Source organism: Pseudomonas sp. PDM05 (genome assembly GCF_014851685.1).
In the GTDB taxonomy this organism is placed as follows: domain Bacteria; phylum Pseudomonadota; class Gammaproteobacteria; order Pseudomonadales; family Pseudomonadaceae; genus Aquipseudomonas.
The window spans coordinates 14,142-34,882 of sequence record NZ_JACVAC010000011.1 but is presented as its reverse complement, the minus strand read 5'-3'; the positions used below and the strand labels follow the sequence as shown (position 1 = coordinate 34,882).

General features: G+C 60.6%; 22 protein-coding genes and 1 tRNA gene. 10 read left to right on the top strand and 13 right to left on the bottom strand.

Annotated elements, in window-relative coordinates; all coding sequences use genetic code 11:
* The first annotated feature begins 11 nt into the window (after positions 1–11).
* Positions 12–815, top strand: a complete 804-nt coding sequence (locus IB241_RS20275) for a hypothetical protein (RefSeq protein WP_192299991.1) — start codon at positions 12–14, stop codon at positions 813–815.
* Here IB241_RS20275 and IB241_RS20270 read toward each other — a convergent pair.
* Entirely contained in the window at positions 812–1,501 is a 690-nt protein-coding gene (locus tag IB241_RS20270) for a tellurite resistance TerB family protein (RefSeq protein ID WP_192299990.1), read from the bottom strand. The genes IB241_RS20275 and IB241_RS20270 overlap by 4 nt on opposite strands.
* 125 nt (positions 1,502–1,626) lie before the next feature.
* On the opposite strand from IB241_RS20270, the gene IB241_RS20265 reads away from it, so the two are divergent.
* Positions 1,627–2,154 carry a DinB family protein gene (locus tag IB241_RS20265; RefSeq protein ID WP_192299989.1) on the top strand — a complete coding sequence of 176 codons (528 nt, stop codon included), beginning with the start codon at positions 1,627–1,629 and terminating at the stop codon, positions 2,152–2,154.
* A gap of 2 nt (positions 2,155–2,156) precedes the next feature.
* Here IB241_RS20265 and IB241_RS20260 read toward each other — a convergent pair whose 3' ends face one another.
* Positions 2,157–2,615, bottom strand: a complete 459-nt coding sequence (locus IB241_RS20260; RefSeq protein WP_192299988.1) for a GFA family protein — start codon at positions 2,613–2,615, stop codon at positions 2,157–2,159.
* A 229-nt stretch (positions 2,616–2,844) separates the two neighbouring features.
* Here IB241_RS20260 and IB241_RS20255 point away from each other — a divergent pair.
* The 3 genes from IB241_RS20255 to IB241_RS20250 all read left to right on the top strand — a co-directional run bounded on the left by IB241_RS20255 (position 2,845) and on the right by IB241_RS20250 (position 4,368).
* Positions 2,845–2,931: transfer RNA gene (locus IB241_RS20255), tRNA-Leu, on the top strand.
* A 260-nt stretch (positions 2,932–3,191) separates the two neighbouring features.
* Positions 3,192–3,446, top strand: a complete 255-nt coding sequence (locus IB241_RS27560) for a helix-hairpin-helix domain-containing protein (protein WP_225595626.1) — start codon at positions 3,192–3,194, stop codon at positions 3,444–3,446.
* A gap of 46 nt (positions 3,447–3,492) precedes the next feature.
* Positions 3,493–4,368 carry a hypothetical protein gene (locus tag IB241_RS20250; RefSeq protein ID WP_192299987.1) on the top strand — a complete coding sequence of 292 codons (876 nt, stop codon included), beginning with the start codon at positions 3,493–3,495 and terminating at the stop codon, positions 4,366–4,368.
* Positions 4,369–5,032: 664 nt separating this feature from the next.
* Here IB241_RS20250 and IB241_RS20245 read toward each other — a convergent pair.
* Positions 5,033–5,491 carry a winged helix-turn-helix transcriptional regulator gene (locus IB241_RS20245; RefSeq protein WP_192299986.1) on the bottom strand — a complete coding sequence of 153 codons (459 nt, stop codon included), beginning with the start codon at positions 5,489–5,491 and terminating at the stop codon, positions 5,033–5,035.
* Positions 5,492–5,587: 96 nt separating this feature from the next.
* Between IB241_RS20245 and IB241_RS20240 the strand changes: the two genes are divergently transcribed.
* Positions 5,588–6,535: an aromatic alcohol reductase gene (locus tag IB241_RS20240; protein ID WP_192299985.1), complete on the top strand. Its 948-nt coding sequence runs from the start codon at positions 5,588–5,590 to the stop codon at positions 6,533–6,535.
* A 23-nt stretch (positions 6,536–6,558) separates the two neighbouring features.
* On the opposite strand, the gene IB241_RS20235 is transcribed toward IB241_RS20240, so the two are convergent.
* The 3 genes from IB241_RS20235 to IB241_RS20225 are packed head-to-tail and all read right to left on the bottom strand — an operon-like array spanning position 6,559 to position 10,866.
* On the bottom strand, positions 6,559–8,223 hold the full coding sequence (locus tag IB241_RS20235) for a N,N-dimethylformamidase beta subunit family domain-containing protein (RefSeq protein WP_192299984.1): 1,665 nt from the start codon (positions 8,221–8,223) through the stop codon (positions 6,559–6,561).
* Positions 8,220–9,569, bottom strand: a complete 1,350-nt coding sequence (locus IB241_RS20230; protein ID WP_192299983.1) for an MFS transporter — start codon at positions 9,567–9,569, stop codon at positions 8,220–8,222. The genes IB241_RS20235 and IB241_RS20230 overlap by 4 nt, the downstream gene beginning before the upstream one ends.
* 46 nt (positions 9,570–9,615) lie before the next feature.
* Entirely contained in the window at positions 9,616–10,866 is a 1,251-nt protein-coding gene (locus IB241_RS20225; RefSeq protein WP_192299982.1) for an MFS transporter, read from the bottom strand.
* A 102-nt stretch (positions 10,867–10,968) separates the two neighbouring features.
* On the opposite strand from IB241_RS20225, the gene IB241_RS20220 reads away from it, so the two are divergent.
* Positions 10,969–11,922, top strand: a complete 954-nt coding sequence (locus IB241_RS20220) for an AraC family transcriptional regulator (protein WP_192299981.1) — start codon at positions 10,969–10,971, stop codon at positions 11,920–11,922.
* A gap of 52 nt (positions 11,923–11,974) precedes the next feature.
* On the opposite strand, the gene IB241_RS20215 is transcribed toward IB241_RS20220, so the two are convergent.
* From IB241_RS20215 to IB241_RS20190, 6 genes are all read right to left on the bottom strand, one after another.
* The gene (locus tag IB241_RS20215; RefSeq protein ID WP_192299980.1) at positions 11,975–12,736 is read right to left on the bottom strand and encodes an SDR family oxidoreductase; all 762 of its coding nucleotides are present in this window, start codon (positions 12,734–12,736) and stop codon (positions 11,975–11,977) included.
* Between the two features lie 29 nt (positions 12,737–12,765).
* Positions 12,766–13,593 (bottom strand): DMT family transporter, encoded by an 828-nt coding sequence (locus IB241_RS20210; RefSeq protein WP_192299979.1) that lies wholly within the window; start codon positions 13,591–13,593, stop codon positions 12,766–12,768.
* A 74-nt stretch (positions 13,594–13,667) separates the two neighbouring features.
* A complete protein-coding gene (gene gcvA, locus IB241_RS20205) occupies positions 13,668–14,573 on the bottom strand; it encodes a transcriptional regulator GcvA (protein ID WP_192299978.1) in 906 nt (301 codons plus the stop codon).
* Between the two features lie 426 nt (positions 14,574–14,999).
* Entirely contained in the window at positions 15,000–16,964 is a 1,965-nt protein-coding gene (locus IB241_RS20200) for an FUSC family protein (RefSeq protein ID WP_192299977.1), read from the bottom strand.
* Positions 16,964–17,872, bottom strand: a complete 909-nt coding sequence (locus IB241_RS20195) for an HlyD family secretion protein (protein ID WP_192299976.1) — start codon at positions 17,870–17,872, stop codon at positions 16,964–16,966. Before IB241_RS20195 ends, IB241_RS20200 begins: the two co-directional genes overlap by 1 nt.
* Before the next feature lie 12 nt (positions 17,873–17,884).
* Positions 17,885–18,073 carry a DUF1656 domain-containing protein gene (locus IB241_RS20190; protein WP_192299975.1) on the bottom strand — a complete coding sequence of 63 codons (189 nt, stop codon included), beginning with the start codon at positions 18,071–18,073 and terminating at the stop codon, positions 17,885–17,887.
* 143 nt (positions 18,074–18,216) lie between these two features.
* Between IB241_RS20190 and IB241_RS20185 the strand changes: the two genes are divergently transcribed.
* Both IB241_RS20185 and IB241_RS20180 read left to right on the top strand, forming a co-directional pair.
* Positions 18,217–19,059 carry an AraC family transcriptional regulator gene (locus IB241_RS20185; RefSeq protein WP_192299974.1) on the top strand — a complete coding sequence of 281 codons (843 nt, stop codon included), beginning with the start codon at positions 18,217–18,219 and terminating at the stop codon, positions 19,057–19,059.
* 173 nt (positions 19,060–19,232) lie between these two features.
* Positions 19,233–19,448, top strand: a complete 216-nt coding sequence (locus tag IB241_RS20180) for a hypothetical protein (RefSeq protein WP_192299973.1) — start codon at positions 19,233–19,235, stop codon at positions 19,446–19,448.
* A 35-nt stretch (positions 19,449–19,483) separates the two neighbouring features.
* Here the strand turns inward: IB241_RS20180 and IB241_RS20175 are convergent, their stop codons facing one another.
* Positions 19,484–19,918, bottom strand: a complete 435-nt coding sequence (locus IB241_RS20175) for a hypothetical protein (RefSeq protein WP_192299972.1) — start codon at positions 19,916–19,918, stop codon at positions 19,484–19,486.
* Positions 19,919–20,161: 243 nt separating this feature from the next.
* Here IB241_RS20175 and IB241_RS20170 point away from each other — a divergent pair, with 243 nt between their 5' ends.
* Positions 20,162–20,725, top strand: a complete 564-nt coding sequence (locus IB241_RS20170; protein ID WP_192299971.1) for a GNAT family N-acetyltransferase — start codon at positions 20,162–20,164, stop codon at positions 20,723–20,725.
* Positions 20,726–20,741: the final 16 nt, after the last annotated feature.

Here is a 20,741-nt window from a genome sequence, read left to right as displayed (position 1 = left end):
GGAGGTGCATCATGCACAACAAACACACCCCGAAGCGCCGGGACGGCTTCGCCAAATACCGCGCGCGTCATGCTCGCGACGTGCGTCACAGCTTGTTGCTGTTGCCGCCCGCAAAGCGCCGCGCGCTTCAACGCAACCTGATTTTCATCGGTTTGACCCTGGCCTTGCTGCTGATCATTGCGCTGCTGTCCAAGGCCCATGCCGCCGGCGGGGCTTATGTCGTCGACGATGGCGCGATCAATGCGCCGGGGGAATGCAACGTCGACGCCTGGTTCACTGCCAACCGCCACGACGGCAGCACGCACAGTGAAACCCTATCGCCCGCCTGCACCTTCAGCGGCTTGCCGTCAGTGCAGTGGGGCACGGCGCTGTCACGGGCCGACGGTGAAACTCAGGCCAACCCGCAGCTCAAGGCGCAGGTGCTGTCGCGCAGTAGCGTGCAGATCGCCGTATCGGCCGGGGCGCACCTCGCCCTTGACCGTCGGCACGCGTTTGATGGCGCGGACCTGAACGTGCCGCTGACCTGGCAACCCGTGCAGGCGCTGCGCCTGAACCTCAACGCGGGCTGGACGCATGCCTACGACGACGGTAAGCAAAACCACCGCCTGACCTGGGGCACGGGGGTGGAGTACCAGACGGCGCAGTGGCTGACGCTGATCGCCGAACGCTACGGTCAGCAAGGCGGCGATCAGGCTTGGCAGGCCGGGCCGCGCGTGCACCTCGGCGAGTTGCTTGATGTGGACCTGGTGGTCGGGCGCAGCCTGATCGGTGAGCGCGACCAATGGTTGACCACCGGCGCCACGTTGCGCTTCTAGGCTTTGGCCTGGCGCTCCAAATGCAGTTGCAGTTGTGGGTCGAGTTGCAGCTGCGCCGCGAGGTCATCCAGATAATTGCGTTCAGCGTCCTGCTGATCGTCCACCAGCATCACACTGGCCAGGTACACCTCGGCGGCCACTGCCGGGTCGCCGGCAAATTCGGCAAAGTCCGCCGCATCCAGGGGTTTGGCGACTTCAGTGTCGAGCCACTGTTGCAGCTGCGTGTCGTCCGTATGCTGGCGCAGCTCATTGGAAATCATCTGCTGCTCCTTTTCATCGATGCGCCCATCGGCCTTGGCCGCCGCAATCAACGCGCGCAACACCGCATTGCTGTGGGCTTCGGCTTCAGGGCCGGCGAGTTGGTCGGCCGTCTGGAAGGCTGCCTGCGGTTTGCTCGCTTGCTGGCTCTGCCACGCCTGATACGCCTGGAAGGCCATCATGCCCAGGGATGCCAGCGCCGCGTAATTCATCCCGCCGGCACGTCCCTGTGCCGGACGCGCCGTAGCGCCACCCAGCATGCCGCCGAGGCCGCCCAGCAAATCCCCCAGACCGCCGCCGGCCGAGGCATTGCCGGTGCGGGTGCCTTTCAGTAAGCCGCCGAGCAGTCCGCCCAGGCCACCGCCCGAGGAGGCACCGCCCGCTTGCCCGGCGCGCAACAGTTGTTCGAGTAGATCGCTGGTGTTCATGGTGTCACCCTCCGAGGGCGCAGTATTGGCGTCTAACAACCATAGCCCGCGCCTGCCGGAACACCATGACCGCCGGGCGGGCGCAGCTTATGATGGCGCCACCGCGCCTTCAGGAGAAAACCCACGTGAACCGGATCGAGCACATCGCGCTGATGGCCCGCTACAACCAGTGGATGAACCGCAAGCTCTACGATGCCGCTGGCACACTGAGTGCTGCGCAGCTGGCCGTGGATCGCCAGGCGTTTTTCGGCTCAATCCTCGGCACCCTCAACCACTTGGCCCTGGGCGACACGGTGTGGCTCAAGCGCTTTGCCCGGCACCCCGCACGCTACACAACCTTGGCTGCGCTGGACGGGGTAGCCACACCAGGCGACCTGAAACAACTGGCCTTTGCTGATCTGCGCGAACTCACTGCTCGACGTCGCTGGCTGGATCAGATGATCATCGATTGGGCGCACACCGTGCGTGAGCCCGATCTCGATCACCGCCTGCATTACCACAACATGCGCGGCGTGGCAGCGGACAAGGATTTCTTCAGCCTGCTGCTGCACTTTTTCAATCACCAGACCCACCATCGCGGCCAGGCCACCACCTTGCTGTCCCAGGCCGGCGTGGATGTGGGCGACACCGACCTGTTGGCGTTGATTGACTAGCGTCAGCGCGCCTTGAACACCGCGTAGGCTTGCAACAATCGCGGGAAGTCCTGGGGCTCGGGCAATTGCGCAAAACTTTCGACGGCCGGGGTCGTTGCCCAGGCCAGTTTTTCGCAGGTCCAGGTCTCCATGAAGGGCGCGTAGGCAGTGGTGTTATCCAACAAGGTCGCGCGCACGTTGACGAACTCGTCGATGCCATGGGGGCGCGTAAACAGCCAGCTCATGCAATGGGAGCAAAAGTAGTGGCGATCGACCCCGTGCAACCCACCAATGACCGGGCAGCCCTGGGTCACGGTGAAGCCGCTGGCGGGAACCAAGGCACTCAGGGAGAACGCGCTGGAGGACATTTTCTGGCAACCGGTGCAGTGGCACGCCATGGTAATCACCGGTTCCAGGCCCAGGCTGAAACGCACGCGGCCACAGCGACAGCCGCCCTCTTGCGGCAGGGTTTCGACGCTCATCATTGCTTCCTTTTTATGATTGGGGGCGTGGCAGATTAACCCCATGCCCAAGGGTTGAACAGGCCTACCCGCGCGTATCGAGCGACCTTGGAGTCACGCCAAAAATCCTCTGTAGATCACTGATCTACCGGGGTTTTTTCTGGCCTCTCGGGTGTAACAAACCTGCTATTCGAACTTGCACCGAAGCGTCCGGGGCTATATATTCCCAACCCTGCTGCAACGCGCTACCGCCCGAATGGCGAAACTGGTAGACGCATGGGACTTAAAATCCCCCGCTCGTAAGGGCGTCCCGGTTCGATTCCGGGTTCGGGCACCATATATATCAAGGGCTTGCATGAGATACTTCATGCAGACCCTTAGTGTTTCTGTTGCGCAATTTCTTAAGCTGCTCCGCAATTCCCCTTCCCCGGCGTCCCGATCTTTCTGCCAACCGCCGGCGCGAATCACTGCCTGATCGGCTGGATGCTGGCGGTACGCCCTCCTTGAAGATTCTCAAAACGAGCACGTCGAGCTATTGAGGCACCTTCTAGCGTCGGGCACACTTGCGTGGACTCATCGCCAAAAAAGGAATTTACGATGCCGTTTTCATCAGATGAAAGGACCGCTTTGCTCGCGCTCAAAGGCGTAGGACCAACCGTCATTACACGGCTTGAGCAAATGGGTATCGAATCGCTCGCAGAACTCCGAAAATCAGATGTTGGTGACATCCTGGCTCAAGCATCAGCAGCATTAGGCTCGACCTGCTGGAAGAACAGCCCTCAAGCCAGAGCGGCCATCACCGCTGCAGTGGCGCTTGCGAGGCGCTCTGCAGAGCAAATCCCGGCCAGGTAGGTTCGTTCGATTGTCTCCCAGTCGGGTTGCTTGAATGGTCGAGCACGTGAACTACCCCACTCTGATTGAATCCATTACAGCAATGGAGACTCAGACAACTGCAATCACGGAAGAACCGCCTTTGAAACTTCGTCTTTCAGTCCTCCTTTTCAGCATCGCTCTGTGTGCTGAGGTGCAGGCTGTGCCAAGCCCCGAAACCGAAGCTGTCTTTGAACACGCAATGCTGTTAGGTGATGCCATACAACAACGAGCTGCTCAGCTGGTTGAAAGAGAACAGCAGGGTAAAATTGACAAGGTCACACTGAGCCAGTCAATACAGGAGGCAACCAAAGGACTTGAGACTTATGAGGACGAGCTGCGTAAAGCTAGCGCCGGAGGGCACGGTGTAGCGACTTTCATGTTGGCGAATATGCAAGAGAGTAAAGCGGCAACCTTTTTAAGTGGCTATAAGGCTATGCATGTAGAGGCTTGCGCGCTTTACCAGAACGCCGCGGATCAAGGCTTGGTTGCCGGAGCGATAATGGTGTTGCGCGACTGTGACGAGGCATTCCTGCGATTCAAGCTCGATGACCCCGAGTCTCTTCGCAAGTATAGCCAGCTAGCCAGTGCTCTAGAGCAGCCGGATCTGTACGCTGACCATTATCCACTGCCGGCAGTACGCTCGTACTGCTTCAAAGATTCACTGCAAGTCGAAGCCAATCGCGAACTACCGTTGACCACTATGAGGGACTTCCTCAAGCCGGTTTCTCTGAGCCTGGAACAGTTTCGCGCCGACGGGTATTACCTGTTAGCGCTCAAGGGCGATTTCGCGAACCCGAAAGTTCAGGCCTATTTCAAGCAGTCGCAGACGATAGCACCTGACTGCCTAGACCCTTCCAATCTCAAAGCACTGTTCAAAAATAGAGAGGGGAAAAGCCACTGACGCTAGCCCTCGTTCAACACGATTTGGCACATTGGAAAACGTGGCGCTGATAAACCTAGCGGCCGGCAACGACTACAACACCCTGGCGTACCACTTCCACCGCACCGAGCCAGGCGGTGATGGACGGGCTCGGCCAGTGGGTGAAACCATGATAGCCCCCCCTCTGGTTCGCCTGAGTGTCTATCTACAAGGTGGTGAACTGACTCACGAAGTCTTTGGGGTCCTCGTGTGGTACCCGAGCGCAAGCAGGATCGGGCCCAAACTTAACGAATACATCGGCCACACGTCGATCTTACCCAGGCCATGCAGTGCGATCGCTGAAAGACCGACCAACACAGCAGTGGCATAACCAAAAACCACAGATCTTTTCATAGTTATATCTTGGATTCCATTTTCGATAGCTAGCGCTGAATAGTGAGCATGATACCCACACCTCAGATGCCCAACTAGTTAGTCCGCGCCCCTAAGGACTGCCCCTCTCCAGTTCCGTAATCAGCCATCAAACAAAAAACCGCTACTTGGCGGTTTTTTTCGTTTATGGGATTCCAGTTGAGTCCAACGGTTATAAGGGTACGCTTTGAGGGTGCAAGTCAGTTCGACAGAAGGCTCTACCCCTGCCCCCCTTACTGATGCGGCTTTAACAAGAACAAGCGCTGAGCAACCCCTAATCAGACGCCTCTGAATCCAAGGGTATCGGTGTAGGTATTTGCCATGCGGGCTTTGTGTGATCCTGACTGTCGAAAATACGCCGCGCTTCGCGAAAATCCTCAACGTTCTCGACAACCCAAGTCCAGATAGGCGACATTCGGGTCAACAGGCCCATCCCCAGTGGCGTCAGCTCATACTCGACCCGTGGTGGAACTTCCCCGAACTCGCGCCGAGCCACGAGGCCATCGCGCTCCATGGAGCGTAAGGTCTTGGTCAACATCCGTTGAGTCACCCCGGTCATCTGCCTTTTTATTTCGGCATGACGCATGGTGCCGTACACCCCCAGGGCATGCAGGATACCCAACGACCAGCGGCTGCCTGCGTGAGCAAGTACTTCCCGCCTGACGCCATCATCGTCTTCCCTAAGCGTTCGACAGATTGTCTCTGCCTGGCGGAGAGCCTCCTGAGCGGTCATTTCTATCTCTGGTATCACAGGTGTGCCTTCTTACGAGCGGTGCTGAATCGTGCAAGCATTTGGTCATCTTACAGGCAACAGATCTCAGGAGAAATCATGACCGAAGTGACCCAGTCCGCCCCCCAATCCATTCTCGTTCTAGGCGCCGGTGAGCTTGGGCTACCGGTTTTGCGCAATCTTGCGCGAGTGGCAAAGCGCGCTCCCGGTTCCACCATCAGCGTGCTGCTCAGGGACTCGGCCATCAATACTCAGGTGCCCGAGAAAAAGCGCGAAATCGATGAGCTTCGGGGCCTCGGCATCCAGATGGTGGCCGCAGACCTTGTGAATGACTCAATCGATCAGTTGGCTGCAGTATTCGCACGTTTTGATACCGTAATCGGTTGTGCAGGTATGGTGGCAGGTCGGGAAACCCCGATGAAGCTGGCTACCGCTGCACTGAAGTCCGGGGTGAAGCGCTACTTCCCGTGGCAGTTTGGCGTCGACTTCGAAGTCATCGGCCGGGGCAGTCCTCAGGATCTGTTCGATGCCCAGCTTGATGTGCGCGAATTGCTTCGAGCCCAGGATAAAACTGAATGGGTCATCATCTCGACGGGTATGTTCACCAGCTTCCTTTTCGAGCCTGTATTCGAGGTGGTGGACTTCGAAAACGATACCGTGAACGCGCTGGGCAGTCTTGAGACCAGCGTGACGCTGACGACTCCAGACGACATTGGTACGTTGACAGCGCAAATCGTTTTCTTCGAGCCTCGCTTGCGCAATCAGATTGTGTACCTCTCGGGAGACACTGTGACGTACGCAGAGGTTGCGAGCCTCCTCGAACGTGTACTGGGCCGCCCATTCAAACGGAATGTCTGGACGGTGCCGTACTTGCTCGAAGAATTGCACAAAGACCCAACCCATCACATCAAGAAGTACCGCGCTGTGTTCGCTCAGGGCAGAGGTGTGGCCTGGCCTAAAGCAGATACCTTCAACGCGCAACAGTCGATTCAGGTCACGACCGCTGAGCAATGGGCCCGGGCCAATCTGACCACCTCTGATGAATAACAACCGGTTATTCACCGGCCCGTTCAGCGCACCTCCCGATGAGTGAGCAAGAAACGATCGAGCACATTTTTTGTGATCATCACGGTGTAAGTGTCAGCTTGCATGAGCCCATGTACCCATTCGCACGTGGCGGCGGTAAAGACCTCACCTCGGCCTTTGTGGAAGTGCACCACCATACCGGCCCCACGGCTGTGTAAAGCGATGTTGGCGTCACTAAGGTCAGGCGCCAGGATGGAAACCCGAAACCGGGCATCGCCATCGCCGAGCATGAATGAATAGGCATCTTCGCTGCGGCCATGCTCGGCATTGGTCGCCCAGCCCATTGCAAGGATTTGCAATCGGCAAGGCGCACCGTCTGTGCCGAGCGGTTCTGGGAGGCCGTCGACGAACGTGTATTCGAGGCCATCGACTTCATAGCCAAAGATGTTGGCTTCATCTCCGAACATGTCCGCGTAGCCGAGGCCTGTTCCCACAAACGCCCAGTGCTGAGGCCTGAAGACCGTGTATCCGCGCGGGTTGCGCGGTGCCATTGCGCCAAAGCTAGCGTATATCCCACGCAGAGCATTCACCCCGAACGTCGATGCCCCCGGGTGATTGACCCTCGGATCTTCCCAGGCCCCCGTTAGCCGATGAGGCTCGGTAGCCGCCACAGGATCGAGTGCTCCGGCATCGTACTTGTAGGCCACCTGCCGCCGGCCCTGCTCCTCCAGGCGAATCTGCCACATGAAATTGCCAGCGAAGCGCGCGACCTTGCCGCCCTCCTCGACAAAGGCGTCGACGTGGTCGCGCATTTCTCGCGTCCAATACTCGTCGTGCCCGGCAAAGACGGCGCAGGCGTAGCCCTCCAGCGCGTGCGGGTCGTGATGCAAATCGTCCTGGGTCAGGATATGGACCCTATACCCCTGCTGTTCGGCCCAGACCACAAAAGGCCTCTCGAACGAAGCCCAACCCGCCAAGGCGTAGTACTTGGCATAGCCGTTAAGAGCCGCCCATTCGATGAACTCATAACGCGCCGGGCCTGGCTTGCGGGGCCGGGTCGTGTTGATGCAACGGGGCGCACCCTCCGGCAGCCAGACCTGCCCGCGCGCCCAGGGCCGTTGTGCCGAGAGTAACGGTGAGCGGCCACGCGGCGTGCCGGGGTGAAGGCCAAAGTAATGATTGGCACCGCCCCAGTCGTTATAAGCGGCCCAGGTCGATGTGGCTGCAACGAGCACCAAGGCATCGGCGCGCTTGAGCACCGCCTTGAGGATAAACAGATGATGCCCCAGCACGCTGTCAGCGCCATCCCGTACTTCGACCATATAGCCACCCGGCTCGGCCTCCACCGGGATTGTCCATCGCATGAAGACGGGCCACTGGCAGCCATGCTCATAGGCACGTTCGGGTATGGGGTGAAAGCAAGCATCCAGGCTGTCGGTGGTATGCACCGTACAGGTGTTGGCTCCATCACGATAAATCCGCAGTCTCACTTGCGCGCAGTTCGACGACAGATACAGGCAAACCGTATCACCCGGGCTGTAGGCACGGCGGTCCGAGTAGCACCAAGCGGCAGCCGGGCCCGACTCGCAAGGAACTTCCACCCAGGTCTCGCGTGCGGCCTGACGTGGGCCCGAAGCCTGGCTGACGGTCACGTTGGCGCCCGGGCGTTCACCTCGGGCAGCGGTGTTTTGGGGGGCGGCTGAATTCATTGCGTCATACTCCTTGGTTCGGCGGATGCTGCGGATCGAGCAGCCAATGCATTTACGCGGACTCGCGCGCCAGGCGCCCCGATATGCGCAAGGTCAATGCCCGCCGTTTCTTCGATAAGAAACCCAGCCAGGACGGTGACAACGCCCAAGCCAATGACATAGCTGACATACAGGTAGCCAAGGTCGGCGCCGCTGAGATAGTTATGTAGATAGGGGGCGGTGCCGCCAAAGATCGCCACCGAGATCGAAGACACCAGGCCGACGCCCTGCGCCCGTGCCTGGGTCGGCACTTGTTCGGACAGCACCGCAGGGAAAATCGCCGCGATCAGCGACCAGGCGCCAAGCCCCAGAACCTGGGCCAAAAACAGCGTGTAGGGCTCAGTGGTCACCATTATCGAGATGGGATAGGTCAGCAGGATCACACCCAGGCCCCAGGCAATGACCATGGGCCGGCGCCCTACCCGATCGGACAACATTCCGCAGACCGGCAACCAGCACACACAGAGGACCTGCGCGAGAAGACTGGCCATGTAGGCACCCGTGGCGTCCATACCCTGGGCGATCGCGGTCGAAGCGCCGAACGTGACCCAGGCGTAGTAAGTGACATTGGCGGCCGCGGCCAGCATGACGATGTTACGCGCAACGCGCAGCATCTCCCCCGTGGACAGCTTGCGCGGCGGCCGCGCCTGCCCCTGCTGCGCTACAAACACATGAGATTCCTGCGCACCGCGGCGCAAGAACAGTGCGTAAAAACCAAGCACTCCCCCCATGGCAAAACCGATACGCCAGCCATACTCACCCATGGCCTGCGCGCCCAGCAGCCAGGTCAGCGCCGCCGCCACCGCCGTCGCTGCCATGACCCCTAGCGTCACGCCCACATAGACGGAACTCGACCATAAGCCACGGTGTTTGCTCGGGGCGATTTCGGCGACATAGGTGTAGGACACCCCGGTCTCGCCACCATGGGCGAGCCCCTGCATCAGGCGAAAAAACAGCAGCGCGACCGAGGCGTACAGGCCAATGCTCTGGTAGCTGGGAATCAGCGCGATGCCCAGGCTGCTGATCGCAAGCAGCAGCATGGTGATCACCATGATGGTCCGACGCCCCAGTCGGTCGCTCAGCCGGCCAAACAACCAGCCGCCGACCGGGCGTGCGACAAAGCCAACCGCAAACACAGCAAGGGTCGCGAGCATCGCTGAGCGCGCATCGGTCTTGTCGAACAGATTGCTTGCCAGGTACACCGAAAAGGTTGCGTACAGGGTCCAGTCAAACCATTCCAGCGCATTGCCGATACTTGCCGCGCGCAACGATTTGAGGCGTCCTTGGTGAGACGTCGTATTGTTCATGGAGTATCTCCTGGTTACGGAAGGGATCGCGGTTTGGCAAACCGGATCAAAGGTGCAACGCGGGCTTGGGCTGGCCTAAACCCTGGGCAACCGGGACGCGGACACGCAGCGCAATCAGCAATGCCGCCAGCAGCATGAGCACGGCCGCCGCGATGAATACGCCTGCGCTGCCACCGAGGTTGAACACGACACCGCCAGCGGCGGCGCCGGTTGCGATAGCTGACTGCACAGAAGCCACCACCATGCCCCCGGCGCTTTCGGCCTGATCAGGGACTGCACTGGCAACCCAGTTCGACCACGCCACCGGCACACCACCAAAGGCCAAGCCCCAGATGCTCAGCAGTACTGCTTGCCCCGCAATCGAGGCCGGCAACAGCACCAACGCCAGTGCTGCAACGCCGACCAGCGCGGGCATCAACACCAGCGTGGCCAGCGGGTAGCGCTCCAGCAGCTTTCCGGCCAACAGCGTGCCAACGAAGTTCGCCACACCAAACCCCAACAGCATCAGCGACAGACCCTGCGTACCGATGCCAGTCGTCCCCTCAAGAAATGGCCGAACATAGGTGAACATCGCGAAGTGCCCGCTGTGCACCAACACGCAACCGAACATCCCCATGGCGATGCCCGGGCGCTGCAGCACTTCGAGGATGGTGCGCAGACGTGCCGGCCGGCGCGGCGCCAGGCGCGGCAAAGTGAACGACTGGAACGCCAGAGTGGCCATGCCGACCGCTGCCGCCGCAAAGAATGCGCTGCGCCAGCCATACAGCCCGCCCAGATAGCTGCCCAGCGGCACTGCAACGACGGTGCCGATGGCAATGCCGCTGAAAATGATCGAAAGCGCCCGTGGCAACAACGCACTCGGTACCAAGCGCATCGCGACCGCCGCCGCCATGCTCCAGAACCCGCCAAGGGCAATGCCCAGCAAGATACGCATCAACAACAGCACCGCGAAGCTGGAGGAAACGGCGACCAACAGATTGGAGGCAACCATCAAGGTGGAAAACCCCAGCAACACCCAACGGCGGTCGATGCCGCGGGTCAGGCCCGGGACCAATAAGCCCGCGAACAGCGCCACCACCGCAGTCACTGTGACCGCTTGGCCCGCCAGCGCTTCGGACACTCCCAGGTCGTTCGCCATCAGCGTCAACAAGCTGGCCGGAAGGTACTCGGCGGTCAGTAATCCGAACACGCCCATTGCCAGCGAAAACACGGCCATCCACGCGGGGGTGGCAGGCTCCACGTCCGGGACGACGCCGGGATGGCGGTCGGATACGGAATTACACACACAGTCAGTCATTGCACGGATCTCCCAATCTTCATGGCGATCCGCAGTCTAGGCGCGGGAATCCGGATGATCTATGATCTAAAGTCTCTACTTTTTGACCAAAACACCTGAACAATGCCTACAGATCAGTTTGCGCTCTCCTCGGACCTCATCACCGAACTGTTACGCGGCATGCGCCTGCGCGGCGTCGAATACCGGCGTATTCAAGCGGGACCCACCTTCGGTTTGGGCTTTGCTGAAAAACCTGGGCATGCCTGGTTCCACTTCATGGCCGTCGGCAATGCGGTGCTGCGGATGGAGGACGGAACCACCTACGCGCTGGGTGCGGGCAACGCCGTGTTCATTTCCCATGGCGCGGCCCATCAACTGTTTTCCGATCCGCACGTGCCTGTTCAAGACATCGACCTTCTAGACGGCGCCCCCCTCGGCGAAGCCGTCAGCGCGGTGGATACCGGAACCGATGGCAGCCCCACGCCGAGCACTCTTGTGTTCAGTGGCTGCATGGAGTTTGAACTGGGCAGTCTCCACGGCCTTGGCCGGCTGATGCCGGGCCTGATGTTGATCGATGCCGGCGGCCAGCGTTACCCCGGACTGGTGCCTATCCTGGCCACCATGGAACGCGAGGTCAGCGCTGCACGTATCGGCTTCGCCGGTATCCTCGCGCGCTTGGCCGACGTGGTGGCGGCCATGGTCGTGCGCGGCTGGGTGGAGTGCGCCTGCGGGAATGCCTCTGGCTTGGTCGCCGCCTTGCGCGATCCACGCTTGGCCGGCGCCCTGCTTGCACTGCACCAACAACCGGGCCGTGACTGGACCGTTGCGCAGTTGGCAGAGCAATGCAATACCTCACGCTCGGTCTTCGCGGACCGCTTCCAGGTAACGATTGGCATGAGCCCGCTGCGCTATGTCACCGAACTGCGAATGCGCCTTGCAAGCCAGTGGCTGACCCTCGAACGGCTGCCGATTGAAGAGGTAGCGCAGCGTTTGGGCTACACCTCCCAGGCCGCGTTCAGTCGCGCCTTCAAACGCATTACGGGCAACACACCTGGCTTGAGTCGCAAGGTCAGGTAGGCGACTGCCCGTTGAAGCCGAGCGCACCCAGTCGCTGATCCGTGGCGCTGGCTTATTTACCACCCGTCACGTCGAGAAATGTGCCGGTGACGAATGATGCCTGCTCGCTGGCGAGCCATAGAATTGCCTGTGCCACTTCCTCCGGCTGGCCACCCCGCCCCATGGGGATCGAGTCCTTGACCCGATCGACCCGGCCCGGCTCACCACCACTGGCATGCATGTCGGTGTAAATATGCCCGGGGCGAATACCGTTGACGCGTATGCCTTCCCGGGCCACTTCCTTTGCAAACCCAATGGTAAACGTCTCCAGGGCGCCCTTTGAGGCCGCATAGTCGATGTATTCATTGGGGCTGCCGAGACGCGCCGAGGCCGAAGAGACATTGATCACCACGCCGCCCGGGCCGTTGTGACGGTAAGACATGCGCTTCACCGCCTGCTGGGCACAGAGTATCGGCCCAATGGAATTGACCGCAAAAATGCGCTGCATCCGCTCGAAGCCAAGGCCTTCCAGGCGTGACTGAGGCGCCAGCATCCCGGCGTTATTGACCAGTACGTCAATACGTCCGAACGAGCGGTCGATGGCCGCGAACAAATCGGCCACCTGTTGCGGGTCCGCACTGTCGGCGCGCACCGCCAACGCCCTGCGCCCCAGTGCTTCGACATCCGCAACCACTGCCAGCGCGGCGGCCTCGTGGGCGACGTAGCTGATGGCGACGTCATAACCGCGTGCGGCAGCCAACCGGGCGGTGGCCGCCCCCACTCCACGACTTCCTCCGGTGATCAGAATCAGCGGTGCCTTTGAGACGTTGATCATTGAACCTACCTCCTGGCCAGTCGGCCGTATCAGCCGATAATGAGGGTACCGCTGGCGATCACGACGCACGCCAGTATCCGGCGCGCTGTAAGCGTCTCGCCGAGGAACACATAACCGATCAACAACGCAAACAACACGCTGGTTTCGCGCAATGCGGAGACCGCGCCCAGGGGCGCTTCGTTCATGGCGTAGATGACCATTGCATACGCAAGCAAAGAGACCAGACCGCCGCCCATGGCGGTAAGCATTCCTGGCCGAACCGAGAACAAGCTGCGCGGACCACGCAGACCGATGTAAACCACCGGCATCAGCACGCCCCACAGGGCGCACATCCACACGGCGTAGGACAACGGTGCACCGGATAGTCTGGCGCCTATGCCGTCGACAACGCTGTAGGCCGCAATGAAGCAGCCTGTTCCCAGCGCATAGGGCAAGCTGGGAACCGACAGACTGCGCCCTTTGAAGGCCAGCGAAACAATCCCGCCTGACACCAGCGCCACGCCGAGCAACTCGCCAGGGCTGATGCTTTCTCCGGCAAAAACCGCGGCCCCCAAGGTGATCAGCACCGGCGACGATCCGCGTGAAATCGGATAGATCTGCCCCAGGTCGCCAACTCGGTAACTGCGCACCAGGAACAAGTTGTAGCCCACATGCAGTAACCCCGAAAGCAGCGCGTAGCTCCAGCTTTCCATGGCCGGTGGGACCATGAAGGCGGCGGCGACAGCACAGACTATTGCAATGGCAATGCACATCACCGTCATGGACCACAGGCGATCGTTACCGCTGCGCAGCAGCGCATTCCAGCTTGCATGCAGGAGCGCGGCGAAAAGAACCAGCAAGACGATATGAATAGGCATGCGCCACTCTAGGCAGTCCGTTACCGAGACAAAAGCGAAGTATCCTCATTGCAGCATGAACGGATACTCATGCATTACGCTTGCACTCGTTGTACTTTCAGCGCCTCACTGACGAGCCATTGGCGAAAACTGGCGACATGCGGTTGCGATTCGATGCCCTTGGGGCAGACGAAGTAGTACGCAAGCGGCGATGGAAGCGGCACGTCGAACAGCCGAACCAAACGGCCATCGGCGATTTCGTTCTCGACATGCCCGCTGCGCACCAATGCCACGCCTTGGCCGAGCAAGGCCGCCTCGACCGTCATGTTGGTGTCGCCAAATCTGACGCTTTCCTTGAGCGGCAAATAGGCCAGCCCGACGGCTTGAAACCACGCCTCCCATTTAGGTACCAGCTCGGCACCATCACGCGTCAGCAGTGGCAAATCCAGCAACTGTGCAGGGCTCTGCGGTGTCCCGACGCGTCGCAGCAGTTCAGGGCTGGCCACAGGAAATACCTGCTCCCCAAACAAAAACTCCGAATACAGACCTGGGTAAGCACCCTTGCCGAGCCTGATCGCAACATCCGCCTGGCCGTGAGAGAAGTGGATGATTTTGTCCGTGGTATCCAGCGAGACCAACAGCTCGGGGTGCTGGCGAGAGAGCAGCGGCAAGCGTGGCAGCAGCCATTTGAGCGCGAAGGAATAGGTGGTGCTGACGCGCAGTCGAACCCGGCCTTTTTGCTCGCGCAGGTCGCCCAAAGTCGCCTCCAGGCTGATGAAGAATTCGCGCACGATGGGCGCCAGCGTTGCCCCCGCGGCCGTCAGGCGTAACGCCTTGCCACGTTCGAACAACTGCAGCCCCCAAAGCGCCTCAAGATGCTTGAGCTGGTGGCTGACGGCGCTCTGGGTCACATGCAGCTCCTGCGCGGCTGCGGTGAATGTCGGGTGGCGAGTGGCAACTTCGAACGCACGCAATGTCGCGGTGGGCGGCAAATCTCTCATAGGGGCGGTATCCGGCGAAATATCAGAAAGACGCTTGCATGAACGCTAGCTCATAAAGGCGCTGAATTCACTCTAACCGTCGCCGCCCTGCCGTGACAGGGGTGCACCGGAAACTGGCAGCTCAACGACGCCCAGGCTTCTCGATGGGCTGGGTGGGTGAGTCGTTGCGCTTGGAAGCAGCGTCTTGCCGGGGAGCTGTCTGTTGCCGGTGTTGTTCTTTATGGAATGCCTCATGCCACCGCATCAGTGCTTCAGCGCCGTCAGAAGCCAGGGCCGAGAGTGGCGCGCAGGCTATCCACGCGGTTGCCATTGCGAGTGTCAGTTTTTTCATTGCGTATCACCTGGGTTGGTTGAAATCCAAATAGTCGGCGCGCAGAAGCCTACGGCGCCCGTGTGGTGCCATGCGGTCATGCCTGGGTGTATGACTCAGGGCGTGGAACGCGCGAGCTGCGCGTATTGCTCCAGCAGCCAGGCCAAGTCTTGGTAACTGGTCGCTAAAGCGTGCGCGCCAAGCCTTCTCATCGACCTTGATGTGCGGCGAGCCTGCGCCGCACAGATCGTCGGGTCACCCGCCCAACGAGCTATCCGCCGGGCGCCGCTTTGTGCGCAATGGGCGACGGGCGAGCCCGGCTCAACACGCTTCGCCTTAGCCTGTAACCGGCGCAATTGCTTACTCAATTGCAGGGACAAGTAGCCCGCCCGGTAATCGTGCCGGTTATCGGCGCCGAGCAAATTGATCAACGCGACGATTCGAGATTGCTGCCTGGCCTGCCATTTAGCGTGGTCGATCGTGCTTGCAAGACGAAGTAGCTGGCGTGTGTGCTTATGCAGTGAACGTTTCAACGCCCGAATATGTTTGACCGGATCTCTGGGCAAGATCTGGAACGCCAATAAGCAGATCAGCATTGCAACAATCCACGCCAGCGCCTGGTTCGCAAAGTCGGCGAAATCATAGGAGGCGATGGCACCCGTGCTCACCAGGGTGTTGAACCCGATCAGGTAGGCGATGCCTTGCAAGGCGTGACGCGGTTGGCTCGTCGCATGGACCCCGAACGACCAGAACGCCGCCAACAGCATAAATAACAGCGGGAAACCGTTGATCTGTGGCATCAACAGGAACTTGCACAGCGCAGCCGCCACAATGGCGTAGAGCGTGCCACGTATAAAACTGGCCATACCCTGCGCCGGCGCCGCGGCCGTGGCCAGCAGCGTGCAACCTGGGCCCAAGACTGCCAGCAGCGTCGGCCCTTGATTCCAGCCGCTGAAGTACCAGACCGCCCCCGTGGCCAGGGTTGCGAGCACGGCCCGGATGCCGTTTCGTGCCGCGTCCGCGTAATGGCGGTGGTAGCCCACGGCGCGGACCTGCGCCGGGCGTCGCTGATCGAGGCTGGAGAAGTTCAGCAAGGCCTCAGTCAAATCCGTCAATTGCTCGTGCAAGCGTTCGCTGAACAACCGCGAGCCTTGAGTTGAGTCTGCATGCTCATCCGCCAAGCGACGCAGTTGCCCTACCGTATCGGCCGCCACCTGGAAGGTGCAGCGGCTACCCGCCAGGCGCTCACCCAGTTGCAGTAGCGCGCTGGCATTGTCCGCCAGCAGCACGGGATCGACGCCACGGGCGGCATCGTCCAGGTGCACGTCCAGCACCGCCGATTGCAAATGCGCCAGGCCTGCTTGAATCGCCAGTTGCCGGGAGCGAATCAGCGCCGACTCCCCACGGGCGAGTCCCAGTTGATCGTCCACCTTGCCGATGTCCATCGCGAGCTGGTGACGTTGTGCTGTCAACGCTGCGATAGGCTCGCTGGTGAGTCGCGCGGCGAGCAGTCGGGCACTGCGGGCACAGATGCCGACCAGCGCGCTGCGCACCTTGTCCTCCATGGTCTTGGCACTGAACAGCGTGACCACCAGGCTCAAGCTCAGCACCCCCAATGCGACCGCCGTACCACGGGTGATGATGTGCTCAAACCCCAGTTGCGGCGCAACGATGGCAGGGCCCAGCGCCAGGCAGACGGTATAGCCCGCCACCACCGCCGCCGTGGCCTGATAATGGCGCAAAACGGTCATTGCACTGACGCACAGGCCCAGCCACAGAGCGATACCGAGCAGGAACAACAGCATCTGTTGTGCGAACAGACCTGTCAGCACTACCGCCGCGACCAGGCCGACCAGGGTACCCAGCATCCGATAGACACCCTTGCCACGAACCGCCCCCTGGATGGGCTGTAGCAACAACAACACGGTGGATGCGCCCGCGAACGGGGCGTCCAGATGCAGTTCAAAGCCAAGCCACAGCGCCAGACCTGCGGCCAAGATACTGCGCAACACGTAGAAGAACGTGACGGACGTCCAGGGCCGCGCAATGCTCGCGAAAAGGTGTGTCAGCCGGCTCGTCATCACAGGAACGCCTGCAGCCATTGGGTGAGCCGCCAGCGTGGCGCAGCGTTCGACTCCTTGACTTCGACACTGGCGGTCATGCCCGCCACCAACTCCACGCCCTCCGGCACCTGATCCAACTCAATGCGCACGGGTACGCGCTGGGCCAACCGAATCCAGCTGAAGGTCGGGCTCACCTCGGGCAAGCCGTTGGCATTACGCACTTCATTAACATCGGCGATCCCCCTGCCCATGCTTGCCACGTGCCCTTCCAATAGCGGGGCAAACCCCATCAGCTTGATGGAGACCGGGGAGCCGACCCGCACGGCCGGCAGCTTGGTCTCCTCAAAATAGGCCGTGACCCAGAAACTATGGCCATCGACGACGAACAGGTTGGTAATGCCAGCCTGTGCGTAGTCACCGGGTTGCAGGCGCAGTTGAGTGACGTAGCCGTCTACCGGCGAACGAATGGTCGTGCGCTCCACGTCGAGCTGCGCTTGGGCGACCTGGTGGGCAGCTGCGTCCAGGCGCGCTCGGGCAACGGCCAGGTCGCGGGCGGCGTTATCAATCTCTTCCTGGGCAATGGCCCCGGCCAACTGGGCTCGCCGCTTGAGTTGGGCGCTGCGTTGCTCGAACACACTGCGCGCCTCGGCAAACTGCGCCGTGCGCTGCTGTAGGGCCAATTGATAAGCGCGCGCATCGATGCAATAGAGCAAATCGCCCTTTGCCACCCATTGATTGTCCCTGGCTGGCAACCGATCGACTTGGCCGGACACCTCCGGAGCGATACGGATAACCTGCGCACTGACCCTCCCGTCACGCGTCCACGGGGCCAGGACGTACGCCCGCCATAGTTGCAAACAGAACACCAGGGCCAGCACACCAAGCAACAGGGTGAGCGCCGGTTTGAGAATTTTGACGATAGACATGACCTGCCCCACTCAACAATTGACGACCATCGTCGACAGGACGATGAGCGAGACAAAAAAACGCGCCAGTGCCGGGTGCCAGGCCCAATCCAGCCAACGGCGGGTCAGGTTCTCGATAAGCGTGTAGGCCAGGACCGACACGCCCAGGTAGATCAACAAAGGTGGGAAATACAGGTTGGCGATGGAGACTTCGCTAAACATGGCAAATACCGGGTTCAAGGGGCTGTAGCATCTCCCCTTCCTGCAGGGGGCTTGTTGATGATGCTAAGCAATTACCACCACTGCCGATATTGAGTAGACTGCCAGAATATAATCAAATCCAGACAACCTCTCGATTGCATGCCATGGCCGAAATCCAACCTTTACACGTCGATCAGTTCGAGTACGACACGCTTGTTCAACCTGCCGTCGCACTGAGGCTGGAAACACAACGCAACGACAGTGAGTCCGCGGTACACAAGCACCGCAAGGGGCAACTGGTCGTGGCGTATGGCGGTGGCATTGTGTGTACGGGCGAGGACGGCGTGTGGATGGTCCCGTCGGGTTTTGGCGTGTGGATACCAGGGGGCGTGGCCCACAGCAACCGTGTGACGGCCAACGGGCAGGTGTGCTTTCTGTTCGTAGAGCCCGGCGTTGCGTTACTGCCAGACCACTGCTGTACGCTGGCGCTGTCGCCCCTGATCCTCGAGCTGATCCTCCACCTCAGTGACCAGGCCCAGAATTACCCTCCACACTCGCGCACTGCGCGGCTGGCCAACGTGTTGCTGGAAGAGCTTGAGCTGGCCCCCACCGAACAGCTGTACCTGCCGTTGCCGGCATCAACCGCGCTTCGCACAATCGCTCGGGCGCTGGCGCAAGATCCAGCCAATCGCGCCACCATGGCGAGCTGGGCGCACCATGTGGCCATGAGTGAACGCTCGCTGTCGCGCCTGGTAAAAGGCGAAACGGGCCTGACCTTCGGCCAGTGGCGCAAGCAATGGCAGATCATTGTCGCGCTGCAAAGCCTGGCCGAGGGGTTGTCGGTACAGAGGACGGCCGAAGCCCTCGGCTACGAGTCAGTCAGCTCGTTTATCTCCATGTTTCGTAAAACCCTGGGCACCTCTCCAGCACGCTACCTGCGCAACACTGCTCTTCCCGCCAAGAACTCCGGTCATCGCGCTTCTGCCGTTGCGTCTGTTCCCAGGTGATCAACCTTACGTCCCACTTTTGACCTTGCTCCAGATCCGCGTACGCAGGCGCTCTCATTTGAGGAGTGGAGAACGTGCACGAAGTCTAGGTTGCGAGGCAGCCGGTGACGATAACCCGCTGTTGTTACCCCGAAGGCGTTAAGCTACGCCCCCCCGAGCGACGGAGCCCCCGGATGACACAATGGCGAACACAAGGCACATCGAGCAAGGCGTGGACCTATGCACTCCTGGCCTGCTTGCTCCTGTTTACCTGCTTCACGGGGGCGATCTGGCCGGACGGCTACACGTCCAATCGCAAGCGGGTGTTCACCCCGGGCTTCCTGGTGGTCTGCACGATGGTGGCGGTGGTTGAGTTGTTAGTGCTGAACCACTTTTACGGCGTGCGTTAAGACCGCTGGGCCGAGCACTCTGATGAAATCCAGCCTCAGGCGGTGGTACTGACCAACGTACCCGACGTGTCGCTACCCTCAGCGGTCACTGCCTGCAACAACGCTGCCGTAGCGGTCTGCAATGCCGCCGTCGTCGCAGCAATCTGCACCTGGGCCGCGGCAACCGCAGCCGCCTTGGCCTCTTCACTTAGCTTGCCGGACTGGGCTTTTTGCAGCGCCTGCTGCTGGGCCTGAAGTTGCTTTTGCAACTGTTCAATCTGTTTTTTCAGTTGTTTGACAGTGTCGGACGTTTGCGTCGATGAACTGCCGGAAGCCCCGCCACCGGCAGCAGTTGCGCGTTTGCTGGCACTGGTGGCGGTAGTCGCGGTGGTGCTGCTCGACGACTCGGCAGTCGTGTCTGCGCTCGCGGGACTGGTGGCCGCTGGCGTGGTAGGAACTGCGCTTGGAACAGTGGCGACATTGACGATCATGCTGAGTACTCGGTTGCGACTGGAAGAGCTGCTGCGGATATTTCAATTTGTTTCTGGGCCCTGCAGGGCAACTTTATACGCCGCACTGCCATCATCACGCCAGCCCTGTTGGGCTGAACTTAGCGTAAGAAGGCCGTATCTCTGATTCAGATCAGATTCTTGCCCCGCCGGTGGCGTACAAAAGAAGCGTCTGCGGGGTGTGCTGTGCGCGCCCGTGTTTTAAACCGAACAGAGGGTTTACTCATGCTTAGCGTCAAAGAGCACAATGAACGGGCCGCCGCGATTTATGCCACGAGCACCGGCCAACACTGGATTGAAGCGCTCACGGACGGCCGCCACGTGCTGATCAGGCCCTTGAGCGAAAAGGATCGGGAGCGTGAATACGCTTTCATCAAACACTTGTCGCCCGAATCGCGGCACATGCGTTTTCTGGGGCAGATCAGCGAGCCGTCCGGGACCTTGCTTAATCAATTGATGGACACCGATAACCGGCTGCGCATGGCCTACGTGGCGTTGGTGCATGACAATGGTCAACTGATCGAGATCGGTGTAAGCCGCTATGCCGCCACCGGCGAGCATGAATGTGAATGTGCCGTGACGGTCGCGGATGAATGGACGCATCTGGGGTTGGGGACGTTGCTGATGAAGCACCTGATCAAGGCGGCGCACAACAATGGTATGCGCCGGATGTATTCAGTCGATGCCGCCAGCAATGCGCCCATGCGCGACCTGGCCCAGGCGCTGGGCTTTGCGCGGCAGGCTGATCCTGCAGACCCCCACCAGGTGATTCACAGCCTACGCTTGTAACGTCTGGCCCCGACGA